Origin of the sequence: Stenotrophomonas sp. BR163 (genome assembly GCF_047520985.2) — a bacterium.
GTDB lineage: Bacteria > Pseudomonadota > Gammaproteobacteria > Xanthomonadales > Xanthomonadaceae > Stenotrophomonas > Stenotrophomonas sepilia.
This window is the reverse complement of the sequence record NZ_JAXBRE020000001.1, coordinates 110,731-126,311: the sequence shown is the minus strand read 5'-3', so window position 1 is coordinate 126,311 and position 15,581 is coordinate 110,731. Positions and strand designations below refer to the sequence as shown.

16 protein-coding genes are annotated in these 15,581 nt (G+C 67.1%); 5 read left to right on the top strand and 11 right to left on the bottom strand.

The window, feature by feature from the left end:
* Positions 1-10: 10 nt before the first annotated feature.
* From ACM0PY_RS00605 to asnS, 11 genes are all read right to left on the bottom strand, one after another.
* Entirely contained in the window at positions 11-1,003 is a 993-nt protein-coding gene (locus tag ACM0PY_RS00605; RefSeq protein ID WP_134971242.1) for an aldo/keto reductase, read from the bottom strand.
* A complete protein-coding gene (locus ACM0PY_RS00600; protein WP_053500718.1) occupies positions 1,003-1,689 on the bottom strand; it encodes a DUF2461 domain-containing protein in 687 nt (228 codons plus the stop codon). Before ACM0PY_RS00600 ends, ACM0PY_RS00605 begins: the two co-directional genes overlap by 1 nt.
* Positions 1,686-3,125, bottom strand: a complete 1,440-nt coding sequence (gene sbcB, locus ACM0PY_RS00595) for an exodeoxyribonuclease I (protein ID WP_180883894.1) — start codon at positions 3,123-3,125, stop codon at positions 1,686-1,688. Before sbcB ends, ACM0PY_RS00600 begins: the two co-directional genes overlap by 4 nt.
* Entirely contained in the window at positions 3,125-4,492 is a 1,368-nt protein-coding gene (locus tag ACM0PY_RS00590; RefSeq protein ID WP_111201560.1) for an FAD-dependent oxidoreductase, read from the bottom strand. Before ACM0PY_RS00590 ends, sbcB begins: the two co-directional genes overlap by 1 nt.
* 31 nt (positions 4,493-4,523) lie before the next feature.
* Positions 4,524-5,798, bottom strand: a complete 1,275-nt coding sequence (kynU, locus tag ACM0PY_RS00585) for a kynureninase (RefSeq protein ID WP_088497051.1) — start codon at positions 5,796-5,798, stop codon at positions 4,524-4,526.
* A 138-nt stretch (positions 5,799-5,936) separates the two neighbouring features.
* A complete protein-coding gene (locus ACM0PY_RS00580) occupies positions 5,937-6,458 on the bottom strand; it encodes a 3-hydroxyanthranilate 3,4-dioxygenase (protein WP_134971236.1) in 522 nt (173 codons plus the stop codon).
* 19 nt (positions 6,459-6,477) lie between these two features.
* Positions 6,478-7,140, bottom strand: coding sequence for a carbonate dehydratase (gene can, locus ACM0PY_RS00575; RefSeq protein WP_134971234.1), 663 nt, complete (start codon positions 7,138-7,140; stop codon positions 6,478-6,480).
* 71 nt (positions 7,141-7,211) lie between these two features.
* A complete protein-coding gene (locus ACM0PY_RS00570; protein ID WP_134971232.1) occupies positions 7,212-7,850 on the bottom strand; it encodes an FMN-binding negative transcriptional regulator in 639 nt (212 codons plus the stop codon).
* A gap of 7 nt (positions 7,851-7,857) precedes the next feature.
* On the bottom strand, positions 7,858-8,172 hold the full coding sequence (locus tag ACM0PY_RS00565; protein ID WP_005417404.1) for a hypothetical protein: 315 nt from the start codon (positions 8,170-8,172) through the stop codon (positions 7,858-7,860).
* A gap of 5 nt (positions 8,173-8,177) precedes the next feature.
* Positions 8,178-8,477 carry a hypothetical protein gene (locus ACM0PY_RS00560; protein ID WP_005417403.1) on the bottom strand — a complete coding sequence of 100 codons (300 nt, stop codon included), beginning with the start codon at positions 8,475-8,477 and terminating at the stop codon, positions 8,178-8,180.
* A gap of 30 nt (positions 8,478-8,507) precedes the next feature.
* Entirely contained in the window at positions 8,508-9,902 is a 1,395-nt protein-coding gene (gene asnS, locus ACM0PY_RS00555) for an asparagine--tRNA ligase (RefSeq protein WP_049436745.1), read from the bottom strand.
* Positions 9,903-10,030: 128 nt separating this feature from the next.
* Here asnS and ACM0PY_RS00550 point away from each other — a divergent pair, with 128 nt between their 5' ends.
* The 5 genes from ACM0PY_RS00550 to smc all read left to right on the top strand — a co-directional run bounded on the left by ACM0PY_RS00550 (position 10,031) and on the right by smc (position 15,562).
* Positions 10,031-10,369, top strand: coding sequence for a HesB/IscA family protein (locus tag ACM0PY_RS00550; protein WP_049428383.1), 339 nt, complete (start codon positions 10,031-10,033; stop codon positions 10,367-10,369).
* A gap of 196 nt (positions 10,370-10,565) precedes the next feature.
* A complete protein-coding gene (gene rpsF / locus ACM0PY_RS00545) occupies positions 10,566-11,003 on the top strand; it encodes a 30S ribosomal protein S6 (RefSeq protein WP_005410228.1) in 438 nt (145 codons plus the stop codon).
* An 11-nt stretch (positions 11,004-11,014) separates the two neighbouring features.
* The gene (gene rpsR, locus ACM0PY_RS00540; RefSeq protein WP_002804494.1) at positions 11,015-11,245 is read left to right on the top strand and encodes a 30S ribosomal protein S18; all 231 of its coding nucleotides are present in this window, start codon (positions 11,015-11,017) and stop codon (positions 11,243-11,245) included.
* Between the two features lie 104 nt (positions 11,246-11,349).
* Positions 11,350-11,799 (top strand): 50S ribosomal protein L9, encoded by a 450-nt coding sequence (rplI, locus tag ACM0PY_RS00535; protein ID WP_005417398.1) that lies wholly within the window; start codon positions 11,350-11,352, stop codon positions 11,797-11,799.
* 259 nt (positions 11,800-12,058) lie between these two features.
* Positions 12,059-15,562, top strand: coding sequence for a chromosome segregation protein SMC (gene smc / locus ACM0PY_RS00530; RefSeq protein WP_414609392.1), 3,504 nt, complete (start codon positions 12,059-12,061; stop codon positions 15,560-15,562).
* The last annotated feature ends 19 nt before the right edge of the window (positions 15,563-15,581 follow it).

The following is a 15,581-nucleotide window of genomic DNA, read 5'->3' as shown; positions in this document are numbered from 1 at the left end:
GGGTGAAGACTCACTGACTGGGCGAACCACGGCCATCGCCGAAGGCATCGACCAGCCGTTGCCGTTCCGCCGGAGTCAGCGCTTCCAGCCGCGTCGCCAGCACTTCGTCCAGGCTGCGGGTGCGGGTGGTGCCGAGGATGCCGCTGGCAACGCCGGGATGGCCCAGCGCATAGGCGAAGGCGGTCTGGGCCGGGCTCTGGCTGTGGATCGCGGCCACCGCGCGCCGCATCTGACGGGCACTGCGCATCAGCTGGCGGCTGCTGGGTTTCAGCCAGGCGCGCGCCAGGTACCAGCCATCGGCCAGCCGTGGCAGGCGGGCACGCGCGGGCAGCAGGTGGCCCTGCGCCAGCACGGTGCCGGCCAGCACGCCGATACCCACCGCCTGCAGCTGATCGATAAGCGGTTCGCGGTCCTGCTGCAGGGCGTTGTAGTCCAGCAGCACCACATCGAAGGCATCCGGATGAGCGATCATCCAGCGCAGGGTCGAGGCCGAGTGGGTGTTGATGCCGGTGTACCGGATCAACCCACGTTCGCGCAGGCGCTGCAGTGCCGCCAGCAGGTCGTCACTGATGTCGTGTTCGCTGGCGCCATGCAGCTGGTAGACATCAAGATGGTCCAGGCCGAGGTTGCGCAGCGACGCCTCGCAGCTGGCGGTGATGGCCGCGGGCGAGAAATTGCGTTGCTCGGCGCCGCTGATGCCGGCCTGGCCGGTCAGCGTGCCGCCCTTGCTTGAGATCACCAGTGAATCGCGCGGGTACTGCTTCAGCAACGGGCGCAGGATGCGGCCCAGGCGCGGCTCGGCATGGAAGCCGGAATAGTTGTGACCGGTATCGAGCAGGTTCACCCCGTGGGCAAGCGCATGCTCGACCACGGCAGCTGCCTCATGCTCGGGGAAGCGGCGATGACCCCAGAAGCCGGAGCAGCCCAATCCGATCGGTGAAACGGCCAGGCCGGTGCGGCCGAGCACGCGCCGCTGGCGGGCCAGCGGAAGATTCTGCGACATCAGAATTCCAGGTCCAGCGCAGCGCACAGGTAGTCGACGAACGGGCCGAGCGCGGCCAGGTCCTTGCCCAGCGTGGACAGCAGGCGTGGGCCGGTCATGGTGGCGTCGTCCAGCGAGCGCCACATCACCCAGTTGCGGTGCTTGAGGTCGTCGATGAACTCGAAGTCGGCCGGGAAGCCACGCGGGGGCCGCACCAGCTTCTCGCTCTCCTCGAAATCGAAGCGCTTGCGCAGGGCCGGCGCGTGCGCGGCGGCCTTCCAGCTGCCCGGGTTGTCGAGGATGAAGTGGCGCACGCGGCGCTGGGTTTCCGGTTCTGGATGCCACAGGCCGGCGCCGACGAAGCTCTCGCCGGGTTGCAGGTGCACATAGAAGGACGGCGCGGCCACCTCGCGGCGCCGCTCGTGGAACAGGCGCGCACCCTGCCAGGTCTTGTACGGTGACTTGTCGTTGGAAAAGCGCGCGTCACGGTGGATGCGGAACAGGGAGCCGCCGACGCCGCGGGTATCGGCGCGGAAGTGCTCGCTGACCTCGGCCAATGCCGGCTGCAGGTCGCCCAGCAGGCGCAGGAACGGCTGCCGGACGTGGTCTTCATACTGCTGGCGGTGGTCGTTGAACCAGGTCTTGTCGTTGTGCCGCGCCAGGCTGCGCAGGAACTTGAAGCTGGCGTCCGAGAAATAGGTACTCACAAGGTCTCCTGCAGGTGCTGGCCCCAGTCGCGCAGCGATTGCAGCAGGGCCTGGCGCCGCGCGTCGTCGGGCGACTCGGCGGCCAGCGCATCGAGCTGTTGCTGGTACTGGGGCAGGTTGAGTTCGCCCAGGCCGCCGTCGCCGAGCAGGCGCTGGCGCCGGTAATCCTGCCAGCGCTGGCGTTCAGCCGGCGCGAGGCTGTCGGGATGATTGCGCGCACGGTAGCGGAACAGCAGCTCCGGCAGGCGCGGGTCGCGGAAGCGGCCTTCCAGCGCGGCCAGCTGCTCCGGCGCGGTGGTGCGTGCCAGCGCCAGCAGCGGCTTGTCGCCATTGCCGAGGAAGCCGTCATACAGCGAGGCATCGACATCGGCCACGGTCGCGACGCGGGGCTGGTTGTAGACCTGGCGTGCCTTCTCGGCCAGCTGTGGAGCGAACGCGCGCAGCCGTTCCACCTTGGCTTCGATCGCGGCCACGTCCAGGCCGAGGCGCGCATGGTCATCGGCGCGCAGGTGGTTCCATGCGATCAGTGCCGGCACCTTGTTCAGGTGCACTTCCTTCAGCGGCACGCGTGCCACGCCTTCGGGCAGCTCGCTGGCCCGCATGTACAGGCGCTGTGCGATCACCTCGGCCGGCAGGTCGAGCAGGTCGTCGATCTCGCCCTCCAGGTCGAACACGATCACCCGGTTGTTGATGGTCGGGTGCACTGCCAAGGGCAGAACCGGTGCGGCGCACAGGCGGCTGGCAGGGTAGCGCATGGAAATGTGCAGAACCGGCTTCATCGCCGCCACGTCCAGCAAGCCGCCGACGAAGCGCTTGTCGCGCAGCTTCAGCGCGTACTCCCACAGCCGCGGCTGCGACTGCTTGAACAGCCGTGCCATACCGATGGTGGCGCGCACGTCTGACAGCGCTTCGTGCGCATCGCCTTCGCGCACATTGTTGGCCTCGGCCAGGTGCTCGAGCTTGAACGAGGTGGCGCCGTCTTCGCGCAGCGGCCACCGGATGCCGCCCGGGCGCATCGCGCGCATCAGCCGCAACATGTCCAGCAGGTCCCAGCGCGAGTTGCCGTTGCGCCACTCGCGCTCGTAGGGATCGTGGAAGTTGCGGAACAACCCGTAGCGGACGAACTCATCGTCGAAGCGCAGCGTGTTGTAGCCCAGCGCGCAGGTGCCGGATCGCGACATCAGTTCGTTGATGCGGTCGAAGGCTTCGGCCTCGCTGATACCCTCGGCCAGGGCCTGCTGCGGGGTGATGCCGGTGACCAGGGTGGCCATCGGCGAGGGCAGCAGGTCATCGGCCGGGCGCACGAAGAAGCTGACCGGCGTGTCGATCTCGTTGAGGTCGGCATCGGTGCGGATCGCGGCGAACTGCGAGATGCGGGTGTGCCGCGGGTCCTGGCCGAAGGTTTCCAGGTCGTAGAACAGGAAGCTGTCGGCCATCAGTGCGCGCCCTCCAGGACGGGCAACTGTGCGTGGATCTGCGCTTCCAGTGCGGCCCAGTCGATGTTGTCCAGTGAATCGTGACCGGTGGTGGCTGCAACCAGCAGGTCGCGCTGCAGTTCGGTGCGGCGCAGCGCCTCGGCGTAGGGCGTGTGCAGGAAGGTGACCATCGTGTAATGCGGCACGAAGCGGGTCGGCCAGCGCCGCTGCAGTTCCTGCTCCAGCTCGCGTTGCAGCAGGAATGCAGGGTCGGCCACGCGGTCGCGCATCTCCAGGTAGTTCTCAAGCGCCATCTGCTGGATGGCACGTGCATTCGGTTTGCGTTCGGCCTCGAACGCGGCGAACGCACCTTCCAGATCATCCGCTTCCATCAGATGGCGGGCCAGAGCCACGCAATCCTCGAACGCGCAGTTCATGCCCTGGCCGTGGAACGGCACCATCGCATGCGCAGCGTCACCGATCAGGACGGCGCGGCCCTGCTGATGCCAGCGGTCGAGGGTGAGCGTGCCGAGCAGGCCCGGCGGGTGCTGTTCCCAGTCCACGCGCAGGTTCGGGATCAACGGCAGCGCGTCGGCGAACTCGCGTGCAAACAGGGCCTCGGCCTGCGCACCGGTATTGACCGTGGCGAAGCTGGGATCGCCCTGGTTGGGCAGGAACAGGGTGACCGTGAAAGTGCCTTCGTGATTGGGCAACGCGATGCACATGTAGTGGCCGCGCGGCCAGATGTGCAGCGCATTGCGCTCGATGCGGAAGCCGCCGTCGGCGGTCGGCGGGATCTCCAGTTCCTTGTACGAATGGTCAAGGAAGGCGATGTCCTCGCCCAGCGGCGCACGGCGGTTCATCGCCGCGCGCAGTGCCGAGCCCGCGCCGTCGGCACCGATCAGGGTGTCAAAGCGGATGTCATGCGGGCTGTCGTCACGGTCATCAATGAAACGCGCGTAGCCCGCGTCGAAATCCACGGTATGCAGGCGGCGATGGAAGTGCACGGTGGCACCGGCCTGTTCGGCCAGTTCCAGCAGCGTGGTGTTCAGATCGCTGCGATGGATCGACCAGATCACCTCGCTGTCGTCGCGGCCATAGCGCTGCAGCTGTGGTTCGCCGTCGCGTGGATGCACCATGCGCCCGCGCATCATCACCGCGCGCGCCATCACCTCGTCTTCCACGCCGGCCTGGCGCAGTGCATTGCGCCCGCGCTCGGCCAGCGCCAGGTTGATCGAACGACCGCTCTCGTAGTCGGCAATGCGGGGATCGCCACGTCGTTCGTACAGGGTGATGCGCCAGCCTTGCCGTGACAGCAGGATGGCCAGCAGGGACCCGGCAAGGCCGGCACCGATAATGCTCAACGAGCGGGAGGCGTGTGCGATCAACGAACTGTCCAGCAGCAGGGGAGGGATCGGCTTACAGGCCGGCCCAGGCTTCCACTTCCTCGACGAAATGGTGCACGTCCAGGTAGCGGTTGTAGAGCGGGGTGGGCGAGATGCGGATCACGTCAGGCTCGCGCCAGTCGCCGAGCACGCCGATGCCGCGCAGGTGCTCGAACAGTGCACGGCCACGCTCGCGGCCACCGATCACGCGCAGCGACAACTGGCAGCCGCGGCGCTGCGGATCGGCCGGGGTAATGATGTCCAGCACCTGCGGCAGGCGTGCGCGGACCAGCGCTTCGAGCAGGCCGGTCAGCGCCAGCGATTTGCTGCGCAGCGCCTCCATGCCGGCACGCTCGAACAGGTCCAGCGAGGCACGCAGTGGTGCCAGGCCAAGGATCGGTGGATTGCTGAGCTGCCAGCCTTCGGCACCGATGGCGGGGGTAAATTGGGGCGCCATCTGGAAGCGGGTCGATTCCTCATGGCCCCACCAGCCGGCAAAGCGCGGCAGGGTGGTGTCGCGGTGGTGGCGCTCGTGCACGAACGCGCCAGCCACCGCGCCGGGGCCGCTGTTGAGGTATTTGTAGTGGCACCACACGGCGAAATCGGGCGCCACGTCATGCAGGCGCAGCGGCAGGTTGCCAACCGAGTGCGCCAGGTCGAAGCCGATGCGTGCGCCCTGCAGGCGTGCGGCGCGGGTGATCGCATCGAGGTCGAAGGCCTGGCCGGTGCGGTACTGCACGCCGGGCCACAGCACCAGTGCCAGGCGCGGGCCGTGCTCGGCGATGGCGCGTTCGATCGCGGTCAGCGAAATCGTGCCGTTGGCTTCGTCCGGCTGCACTTCCACCAGGCACTCGGCCGGGTCGAAACCATGGAAGCGGATCTGAGCTTCCACCGCGTGGCGGTCGGTCGGGAATGCGCCGGCTTCCATCAGGATCACCGGGCGCTGCGTGGTCGGCCGGTAGAAGCTGACCATCATCAGGTGCAGGTTCACGCTCAGCGTGTTCATCGCTACCACCTCGCTGGGCAGTGCGCCGACCACTCGGGCCAGCTGCGCGCTCACCAGGCGGTGGTAGGACAGCCACTGCGTCGGGCCGGTGAAGTGGCCTTCCACCGCCAGTTCGCCCCATTGTTTCATCACTTCCTGCACCGCTGCCTGCGCACCGCGCGGCTGCAGGCCCAGCGAGTTGCCGACGAAGTAGGTCTGCTCGCCGCCACCATGGCGCGGAATCAGGAATTCGCCACGCAGCGGGCGCAGCGGATCGGCGGCGTCCAGGGCGATGGCGTGGGTGCGGCTGAGCAGGTCGGACATGGTCGGGCAACAGGCTGCAACGGGACCGCCAGTGTAGCGCCTGGCGGCGTGCCTGCCGCCGAACCTGTAGCGCCGAGCCCATGCTCGGCTGCCGGGCTACGAAGCCGCGCATGGGCTCGGCCCTACAGGGGCAGGTGCTCAGCCCGCCGCCGGCACCGGCAGCGGATCCACGTGCCCGCACTGGCTGCAGCTGCGCAGTTCCAGGCTGGCGTGGTAGTGCGCAAACACCTTGGGCAGGTCGGTTTCGATGTTCTGCAGCGGGAAATACTCTTCGTGCAGCTTGTGGTTGCAGCGCTCGCAGTGCCAGATCACGCCGTCCAACTCATGCGGCAGCCGCTTGCGCTCGACCACCAGGCCGATGCCCCCGGGCGGGCGGCGCGGCGAGTGCGGCACCTTGCCCGGCAACAGGAAGATCTCGCCGGCGCGGATCGGAATGTCGCGTACCGCGCCGTCCTCCTGCACCTTCAGCACCATCTCGCCTTCGAGCTGGTAGAACCACTCGGGGCCTTCGTCGTAGTGGTAGTCGGTACGCGAGTTCGGCCCGCCGACCACCATCACGATGAAATCGCCGTTGTCGATCATCTTGTTGCCCACCGGCGGCTTCAGCAGGTGGCGGTTCTCTTCGATCCAGGCGTGCAGGTTGATCGGCGAAGCGAGCATGGTGGTCATCCGTAGGGGATCAGTCGCGACGGCCCTTGCGCGGCACGAAGGACAGCGCTTTTTCATACGCCGGCTGCAGTTCATCCAGCGAACCGACGTCGATGCCCATTTCACGCACGCGGCCGTCTTTCAGGCTGTAGACCCAGCCGTGCACCATCAGCTTCTGGCCGCGGGCCCAGGCATCCAGCACGATGGTCGAGCGGCAGAGGTTGGCGACCTGCTCGATCACGTTCAGCTCGCACAGCCGGGCGTGCTTGAGTTCGTCGTCTTCGATGGCGTCGAGGATGCCCTGGTGCTTCTGCACCACGTCACCGACATGGCGCAGCCAGTTGTCGGCCAGGCCGACGCGGGTGTTGTGCAGGCAGGCATGCACGCCGCCGCAGCCGTAGTGGCCGACGATCAGGATGTGCTTGACCTTCAGCTGGTCCACCGCGTACTGCACCACGCTCAGGCAGTTGAGGTCGGTGTGGGCGACCACGTTGGCGACGTTGCGATGCACGAACACTTCGCCCGGCGCCATGCCGATGATCTGGTTGGCCGGCACGCGCGAATCGGAGCAGCCGATCCACAGGTACTCCGGGTGCTGCTGCTTGGCCAGCTGGTGGAAGAAGTCGGGGTCCTCCTTCTCGATGCGGTCGGCCCAGTCACGGTTGTTCTGCAGCAGCTTGTGGATGTCTTTCATGTTCGGTCCCTGGCGTCGGGTGGGGGCGCACCGCAGCCATCCGGCTGCGACGTCGCGGGAATCTGGGGTGTTCAGCCGCTGCGGGCGGCCTGTTCGCGGTGCCAGCGCATCCACTGCGCCAACTCGGTGGAGGAAGGGGTGCCCAGCTGTTCCAGTTCGGCGATCACGGCGCGCTGGTTGGCGTCGGGATGGTTCTGGCTCAGCTTCAGCTTCAGCTGCACGTATTCGACCTGGAAACGGAAGCCGACGATGGCACGCAGTTCCGGGCCATGTTCGGCGCGCGTGGCATCGAACTGCCAGGCCTGGCCGACACTGGCTTCGAATCGGTCGCTGATCGCGCCGACCAGTTCGGCCAGCGCACCGGCATCGTCGAAGGTGTGCAGCTGGCCACGCAGCTCGGCGGCGGCGTAGTTCCAGGTCGGCACCCGTGCGGCAGGCTCCTTGTCCGGATACCAGCTGGCCGAGACGTAGCCGTGTGGTCCGTCGACCAGCACCTTGGCCGCACCGCTGTGGCGCGACTGCGGGTTGGCGCGGGCCCAGTGCCCGCGCAGCTCGATGCGCTCGCCCTCGCGCCGGTACAACACCGGCATCCGCGTCAGTTCCGGCAGGCCATCGCTGCCGGGGGTGAGCACGGTGACGAACGGATCGCGCGCCAGCAGGCGGTCCAGCCAGAGCAGGTCGGTCTCGGCGAAGGCGCGTGGAGTGAACATGCCTGGATCAGGCGCGCGCGCCCAGCGACTGGATCATGCGGCCGCGCAGGCCCTCGTCGTTGTCGGCCTGCGGCGGCTGCACTTCGTGCAGGCTGAAGCCGCGCACCAGCGCGTCTTCCTCGTCCAGGCCGTCATACTCGACGAATTCGGCGTCGAACAGCTGCGAACGGGCGGTGTCTTCGCTGTCATAGCTCAGCGTGTTGCCATCGCTGTCGAGCACCTCAGCGGTGCCGGCCGGGCGAACGCGCAGGCGCGCCCAGATCAGGGTGTTGCCGAGGCTGGCCAGCCACCAGCTGTCGCGCGAGGCAGAAATGTCATTCATGGGGGTTACCAGAGCGAGGCCAGCCAGAGCAGGGCAGCCATGCCCAGTCCGGCCAGCAGGGTCAGCAGCGATACCCAGGCCGGCGTCGCCAGTCCGGACAGCGAGCGGTCCGGCTGCTGGCGATAGTCGCGGCGCAGCAGCCAGGCCAGGGCATCGGGCTTGAGGAAGGCACCGCTGCCGAAGCGCTCGGCGAGCGCCGGATGGCGGTCGCGCACGTGCACCAGGGTCAGCGGCCAGAAGATCACGAAGGCACTGAACCCGGCCACTGCAACGCCGACGAAACACAGGGCGAAGAACAGGGTCATGGGAGCCGTACCTCCGTGGTCGTGTGGGGCTTAGAAGTCCGCGCTGCCCGGGGCGCGCGGGTAGGGGATCGCGTCGCGGATGTTGGACAGCCCGCAGACGTACACCACCAGGCGTTCGAAGCCCAGGCCGAAGCCGGCGTGCGGCACCGAGCCATAGCGGCGGAAGTCGCGGTACCAGCTGTAGTGCTCGCGATCCAGGCCGAACTGGGCCATGCGCGCGTCCAGCACGTCCAGGCGCTCCTCACGCTGGCTGCCACCGATGATCTCACCGATGCCCGGGGCCAGCACGTCCATCGCGGCAACGGTCTTGCCGTCGTCGTTCAGGCGCATGTAGAAGGCCTTGATGTGCTCCGGATAGTTGGTCACCACCACCGGACGGCCGACATGCTCCTCGGTCAGCCAGCGCTCGTGCTCGGTCTGCAGGTCCAGGCCCCATTCCACCGGGAAGTCGAACTTCCTGCCGGACTTCTGCAGCAGGCTGACCGCATCGGTGTAGTCGATGCGCTCGAACGGTGCGTTGATGAAATCTTCCAGCTTGGTGATCGCGTTCTTGTCCACGCGCTCAGCGATGAAGGCCAGGTCGTCGCTGCGCTCGTTCAGCACGGCGCGGAACAGGTACTTCAGGAACTCTTCGGCCAGGCGTGCGTCTTCGGCCAGGTCGGCGAAGGCGATTTCCGGCTCGATCATCCAGAACTCCGCCAGATGGCGGGTGGTGTGGCTGTTCTCGGCGCGGAAGGTCGGGCCGAAGGTGTAGACCTTGCTCAGCGCCAGGCAGTAGGCCTCGACGTTCAGCTGGCCGGACACGGTCAGGAACGTTTCCTTGCCGAAGAAGTCGCGGCTGAAGTCGATCGCGCCCTTCTCGTCACGCGGCAGGTTCACCATGTCCAGGGTGGACACGCGGAACATCTGGCCGGCGCCTTCGGCGTCGGAGGTGGTGATGATCGGGGTGCTGATCCAGTTGAAGCCGTTCTCGTGGAAGAAGCGGTGCACGGCCTGGGCCAGGCAGTTGCGGATGCGGGTGACTGCGCCGAACAGGTTGGTGCGTGGGCGCAGGTGCGCCACTTCGCGCAGGAACTCCGGCGACATCGGCTTGGGCTGGATCGGGTAGGTGAGCGGATCTTCGACCCAGCCGACCACTTCCAGGGCGCTGGCCTGGATCTCGAACGACTGGCCCTTGCCCTGCGACTTCACCAGGGTGCCGGTGGCGATGACCGAGCAGCCGCTGGTCAGGCGCTTGATCTCGTCGAAGTTGGCCAGGGTGTCGTTGGCCACGACCTGGATCGGGGCGAAGCAGGAGCCGTCGCTCACATTCACGAAGGCCAGATTCGCTGAACCGCGCACCGTGCGCACCCATCCGCGTACCGTGACTTCGCCGCCTTCCGGGATCTTCCCGGCAAGCGCATGTTCAACGCTGACCACCGTCATGACTTGAATCCTCTGCTGATCGACTCGATCTGTGAACACGGGAGTTTACCGGTTGCAGCGTTCTGCTTGCGAGGCATTTTTCGCGGCAACGGCTCCTTATAATGTTCCCGTACCTCTGGAGTAGCCCCATGGCCGTCAGCCTGACCCCCATTGCCTTCGAGCGCGTGCAGCGCTTTGTCGCCCAGACCCCCGGCGCGCTGGGCCTGCGTTTCGGCGTGACCAAGACCGGCTGCTCCGGTTGGGGCCACGTGACCGACCTGGCCCGCGACGAGCGCGAGGGCGATACCGTGTTCGAGCAGGACGGCGTGAAGATCTACGTCGACGCCAAGAGCCTGGCGCTGGTGGACGGCACCGTGATCGACTTCGGCAAGCACGGCCTGAGCGAGACCTTCACGTTCAGCAACCCGAACGCCACCGCCGAGTGCGGCTGCGGCGAGAGCTTCACCACCGACGCCGACAAGGCCTGAGGCCGGTTCTGGCGCCCGCTGGGCATGGCCGGGCGCTGGGGGGCAGGTTCAGCCGCCGCGGGCCGGTTGCCCGGCACCCTCATCTGCGCCATAATGCGCGGCTTCCTGCCTTCCTGGCGGGAATCCTTGCCCCACCGCGGTCTCAACGGCGGGGGGCTGTCCGGCCGCGAGGCCACATCCGAAAGGTAGAAAAAACATGAGTCGTCATTACGAAATCGTGTTCATGGTCCACCCGGACCAGAGCGAGCAGGTCCCGGCCATGATCGAGCGCTACAAGTCGCTGGTCGAGAACGGCAATGGCACCATCCACCGTCTGGAAGACTGGGGCCGCCGCCAGCTGGCGTACCCGATCCAGAACCTGGTGAAGGCCCACTACGTGCTGATGAACATCGAAGCCGACCAGGCCGTTCTGAACGAACTGACCGAGAGCTTCCGCTTCAACGACGCCGTGCTGCGCAACCTGGTCATCAAGCGTGACGAGGCTGACACCGAGCAGTCGCTGATCATGAAGAGCAAGGACGAGAAGGGTGACAAGCCGGAGCGCGGTGAGCGCCGTCGTCGTGACGACGAAGAAGGCGAGTCCAACAACACCGCTGACAACGAAGCCGGCGACGACGCCGCTTCCGCCGCCTAAGGAGCCTTCCCATGTCCAAGTTCTTCCGTCGCCGCAAGTTCTGCAAGTTCACTGCTGAAGGTGTGAAGGAGATCGACTACAAGGATCTCAACACCCTGCGCCAGTACCTGACCGAGAACGGCAAGATCGTGCCGAGCCGCGTCACCGGTACCAAGTCGAAGTACCAGCGCCAGCTGGCGACCGCCGTCAAGCGCGCTCGCTTCCTGGCCCTGATCCCGTACACCGACAACCACGACGTCTGATGCCGGCGGGGCGGCCCGGTGCCGCCCCCGCTGTGCCAGCTATTCGGACAGCCTTTGTTGCGGGGCATCGCCTCGCTAACGAATAACTCATCTGGAGCAATACCATGCAGCTGATCCTCCTGCAGAAAGTCACCAACCTCGGCAACCTGGGCGACCTGGTCGACGTGAAGCCGGGCTACGGCCGTAACTTCCTCGTGCCGCAGGGCAAGGCCGTGCCGGCCACCGAGAGCAACAAGGCCGAGTTCGAAGCCAAGCGCGCCGAGTACGAAGCCAAGGCCCAGGCCATCCACGCAGAAGCTGAAGGCCGCAAGGCCAAGCTGGAAGGCGCGAGCGTGACCATCGCCGCCAACGCTTCGACCGAAGGCAAGCTGTACGGCTCGGTCGGCCCGCGCGACATCGCCGAAGCCTTCACTGCCGCCGGCCTGCCGCTGGAGAAGAGCGAAGTCATCCTGGGTGAAGGCGCCTTCCGCAACATCGGCGAATACGACGTGCTGGTCCACCTGCACGCCGACGTCGAGACCACCGTCAAGGTCGTCGTCGTCGCCGAAGCCTGATCCCACGCCGCAAGGCCTGGCATCACCGCAGAACGGGCGCCCGCAAGGGTGCCCGTTTTGTTTTATGGTTCCGTTTCGCCAGCTCGGGCCACGTGCGGCCGGCGGGGCAGGGCCGGGCAATGTTCCACGCCCATTCGTAGAACACGGCCACATCGGTATACTCAGGGCGTCACACCCGTTCCACGGGCATCGATCCCAACAGGATCAATGACTTGGAGGGTAAACGCAGGCCGCTTGCCGGCCCCAGTCCGGAACCCCTATGCGTCTTTCCACGATCAAGCTGTCCGGCTTCAAGTCGTTCGTCGATCCGACCACCCTGCACCTGCCGACCAACATGACCGGCGTGGTGGGGCCCAATGGTTGCGGCAAGTCGAACATCATCGACGCCGTGCGCTGGGTCATGGGTGAGAGTTCGGCCAGCCGCCTGCGTGGCGACTCGCTGACCGACGTGATCTTTTCCGGTTCCAATGCCCGCAAGCCGGTGTCGCAGGCCACGGTCGAACTGATCTTCGACAACTCCGACCACACGATCTCGGGCGAGTACGCCTCGTTCAACGAAATCTCGGTCAAGCGCACGGTCAGCCGCGACGGCACCAGCAACTACTACCTCAACGGCACCAAGTGCCGCCGCCGCGACATCACCGACCTGTTCCTCGGCACCGGCCTGGGGCCGCGCAGCTACTCGATCATCGAGCAGGGCATGATCAGCCAGATCATCGAGGCGCGCCCGGAAGACCTGCGCGTCTACCTGGAAGAGGCAGCCGGCATCTCCAAGTACAAGGAGCGCCGCAAGGAGACCGAGACCCGCATCCGCCACACCCGCGAGAACCTGGACCGGCTGGGCGACCTGCGCGACGAGATCAGCAAGCAGCTGGAGCACCTCAAGCGCCAGGCCAAGCAGGCCGAGCAGTACCAGGCCCTGCAGGAAGAGCGCCGGGTCAAGGACGCCGAGTGGAAGGCGCTGGAATTCCGCGGCCTCGACGGGCGCCTGTCGAAGCTGCGCGAAGGCCTGTCGCAGGAAGAGACGAGGCTGCAGCAGCTGATCGCCGACCAGCGTGATGCCGAGGCCCGCATCGAGACCTCGCGCGCGCGGCGCGAAGAGGCCGCCGACGCGCTGAACACCGCGCAGGCTGCGGTCTACCAGGTCGGCAGCACGCTGGCGCGCCTGGAGCAGCAGATCCAGCACCAGCGCGAGCTGTCGCAGCGCCTGCACAAGGCGCGCGATGAAACCCAGCAGGCGCTGGCCGAACTGGGCCAGCACATCAGCGGCGACGAGGCCAAACTGAGGGTGCTGCGCGAGGCGGTGGAGGCCGCCACTCCGCAGCTGGAAGCACTGCAGGAAGAAAACGAGATCAAGCAGGAAAGCCTGCGTGAGGCTGAAGAGCGGCTGGCCAGCTGGCAGCAGCGCTGGGAACAGCACACCTCGCAGAGTTCGGAAGCCTCGCGCGCCGGCGATGTCGAGCGCACGCGCGTGGACTACCTGGACAAGCAGATCCTCGACGCCGACCGGCGTCGCGAGGCCCTGGCCGCCGAACGCGCAGGCCTGGACGTGGACGCGCTGGAAGAAGCCTTCGAGCAGCTGCACCTGCAGCACGACACGCAGAAGGCCGCGCTGGATGAATTGAGTGAAGACGTCGAGCTGCGCAAGCAGGGCGTGGCGGCAGTGCAGGAACAGCAGCGCAATGGCCAGAACGAACTGGCCGAACTGCGCAAGCAGGCCAACGGCCTGCGCGGTCGCCTGGCCTCGCTGGAGACCCTGCAGCAGGCCGCGCTGGGGCAGGAGCAGGGTGCAGCCGTGGCCTGGCTGAAGGCGCGAGGGCTGGATTCGGCGGCGCGCGTCGGCGAACGCCTGGACGTGGATGCCGGCTGGGAAAACGCGGTGGAAAGTGCGCTCGGCCAGCTGATCGAAGGCGTGCTGGTCGATGATCCGGCCAGCCTGGTCGGCGCGCTGGGCGAACTGGGCGAAGGCCACATTGCGCTGGTCGCCGACGATGCTGCTGAACTGAAGGTGGCGCCGACCTCGCTGGCGGCACGCGTGCGCGGCCCGGCAGCGATCCGTCGGCTGCTGGCGCACCTGCATGGTGCGAAGGAACTGTCCGAGGCGAAGGCCCTGCAGGCCAGCCTGCCGGAAGGCGATTCGATCATCACCCAGGGCGGCGAGCGCCTGGGCCAGGGCTGGCTGCGCGTGTCGCGCTCCGGTGCCGCCGAGCAGGGCGCGCTGCTGCGCGAGCGTGAGATCAACGAACTGCGTGAGCAGATCGAGCAGCTGCAGGACCGCGAGGCCGAGCTGGAAGAGCAGCTGAGCGGTTTCCGTGAGCAGCTGCAGGCGGCCGAGCAGCAGCGCGAGGATGCGCAGCGCGCGCTCTACCAGGCCCACCGCGCGGTGTCCGAGCTGGCCGGCCAGCTGCAGGGCCAGCAGGGCAAGGTGGAAGCGGCACGTACCCGCATCGACCGCATCGAGGGCGAGCTGAAGCAGTTGCAGGAAACGCTGGAAGCCAACAACGAGCAGGCGCGTGAAGCGCGCTCGCGGCTGGAGAGTGCGGTCAGCAGCATGGGCGACCTGGAATCGACCCGGCAGCGGCTGGAGGGCGAACGTCGGCAGTTGACCGAGGCCCGCGACCTGGCCCGCGATGCCGCCCGCGCGGTACGCGAGCGCGCGCATTCGCTGGCCCTGACCCTGGAATCGCAGCGTGCGCAGCTGGCCTCGTTGAGCCAGGCGCTGGAACGCATGGGCACCCAGCGCGGGCAGCTGGATGCGCGGCTGGGCGAGCTGCATTCGCAGCTGGACGAAGGGGATTCGCCGGTCGAAGCGCTGCAGGCCGAACACCAGAACGCGCTGGAAGAGCGCGTGCGCGCCGATCGCGTGCTGACCGAGGCACGCACGCTGCTTGACGGCATCGACGCCGAGCTGCGCAACTACGAGCAGACCCGCCACCAGCGCGACGAGCAGGCGTTGGCCCAGCGCGAGCGCATTTCGCAGCGCAAGCTCGACCAGCAGGCCTTGGTGCTCAGCGCCGACACCCTGCAGGCGGCGGTGGAAAAGGCTGGCTTCGTGCTGCAGGACGTGCTCAATGCACTACCCGAGGACGCCTGCCTGGGCGACTGGGAGCAGGCCGTGCACCAGATCGACGCACGCATGCGCCGGCTGGAGCCGGTCAACCTGGCCGCCATCCACGAGTACGGCGAGGCTTCGCAGCGTTCGGACTACCTGGATTCGCAGCACGCCGACCTGACCACGGCGCTGGAAACACTTGAGGATGCCATCCGCAAGATCGATCGCGAGACCCGCGGGCGCTTCAAGGACACCTTCGACCGCGTCAACGCCGGCGTCCAGGCGCTGTATCCGCGCCTGTTCGGTGGTGGCCACGCCTACCTGGAACTGACCGGTGAAGACCTGCTCGACACGGGTGTGACCATCATGGCGCGCCCGCCGGGCAAGCGCGTGTCCAGCATCTCGCTGCTGTCCGGCGGCGAGAAGGCGATGACCGCGGTGGCGCTGGTGTTCGCCATCTTCCAGTTGAATCCCGCCCCGTTCTGCCTGCTGGACGAGGTGGACGCGCCGCTGGACGAAGCCAACGTCGGCCGCCTGGCCAACATGGTCAAGGAAATGAGCGAGAAGGTGCAGTTCCTGTTCGTCAGCCATAACAAGGCGACGATGGAGGCCGCGCACCAGCTGTCGGGCGTGACCATGCGTGAGCCGGGCGTCAGCCGCCTGGTCAGCGTGGACCTGGAAGAAGCGGCGCGATTGGCGGGCGCGGCCTGACGTGCCATCCTAGTTACCT

Excerpts from the sequence above, each read along its gene's own strand:
- ACM0PY_RS00605 (WP_134971242.1), bottom strand. The coding sequence starts at position 1,003 with ATGTCGCAGAATCTTCCGCTGGCCCGCCAGCGGCGCGTGCTCGGCCGC.
- sbcB (WP_180883894.1), bottom strand. The coding sequence starts at position 3,125 with ATGGCCGACAGCTTCCTGTTCTACGACCTGGAAACCTTCGGCCAGGAC.
- kynU (WP_088497051.1), bottom strand. The coding sequence starts at position 5,798 with ATGTCCGACCTGCTCAGCCGCACCCACGCCATCGCCCTGGACGCCGCC.
- ACM0PY_RS00580 (WP_134971236.1), bottom strand. The coding sequence starts at position 6,458 with ATGCTCGCTTCGCCGATCAACCTGCACGCCTGGATCGAAGAGAACCGC.
- can (WP_134971234.1), bottom strand. The coding sequence starts at position 7,140 with ATGAAAGACATCCACAAGCTGCTGCAGAACAACCGTGACTGGGCCGAC.
- ACM0PY_RS00570 (WP_134971232.1), bottom strand. The coding sequence starts at position 7,850 with ATGTTCACTCCACGCGCCTTCGCCGAGACCGACCTGCTCTGGCTGGAC.
- ACM0PY_RS00565 (WP_005417404.1), bottom strand. The coding sequence starts at position 8,172 with ATGAATGACATTTCTGCCTCGCGCGACAGCTGGTGGCTGGCCAGCCTC.
- ACM0PY_RS00560 (WP_005417403.1), bottom strand. The coding sequence starts at position 8,477 with ATGACCCTGTTCTTCGCCCTGTGTTTCGTCGGCGTTGCAGTGGCCGGG.
- asnS (WP_049436745.1), bottom strand. The coding sequence starts at position 9,902 with ATGACGGTGGTCAGCGTTGAACATGCGCTTGCCGGGAAGATCCCGGAA.
- ACM0PY_RS00550 (WP_049428383.1), top strand. The coding sequence starts at position 10,031 with ATGGCCGTCAGCCTGACCCCCATTGCCTTCGAGCGCGTGCAGCGCTTT.
- rpsF (WP_005410228.1), top strand. The coding sequence starts at position 10,566 with ATGAGTCGTCATTACGAAATCGTGTTCATGGTCCACCCGGACCAGAGC.
- rpsR (WP_002804494.1), top strand. The coding sequence starts at position 11,015 with ATGTCCAAGTTCTTCCGTCGCCGCAAGTTCTGCAAGTTCACTGCTGAA.
- rplI (WP_005417398.1), top strand. The coding sequence starts at position 11,350 with ATGCAGCTGATCCTCCTGCAGAAAGTCACCAACCTCGGCAACCTGGGC.
- smc (WP_414609392.1), top strand. The coding sequence starts at position 12,059 with ATGCGTCTTTCCACGATCAAGCTGTCCGGCTTCAAGTCGTTCGTCGAT.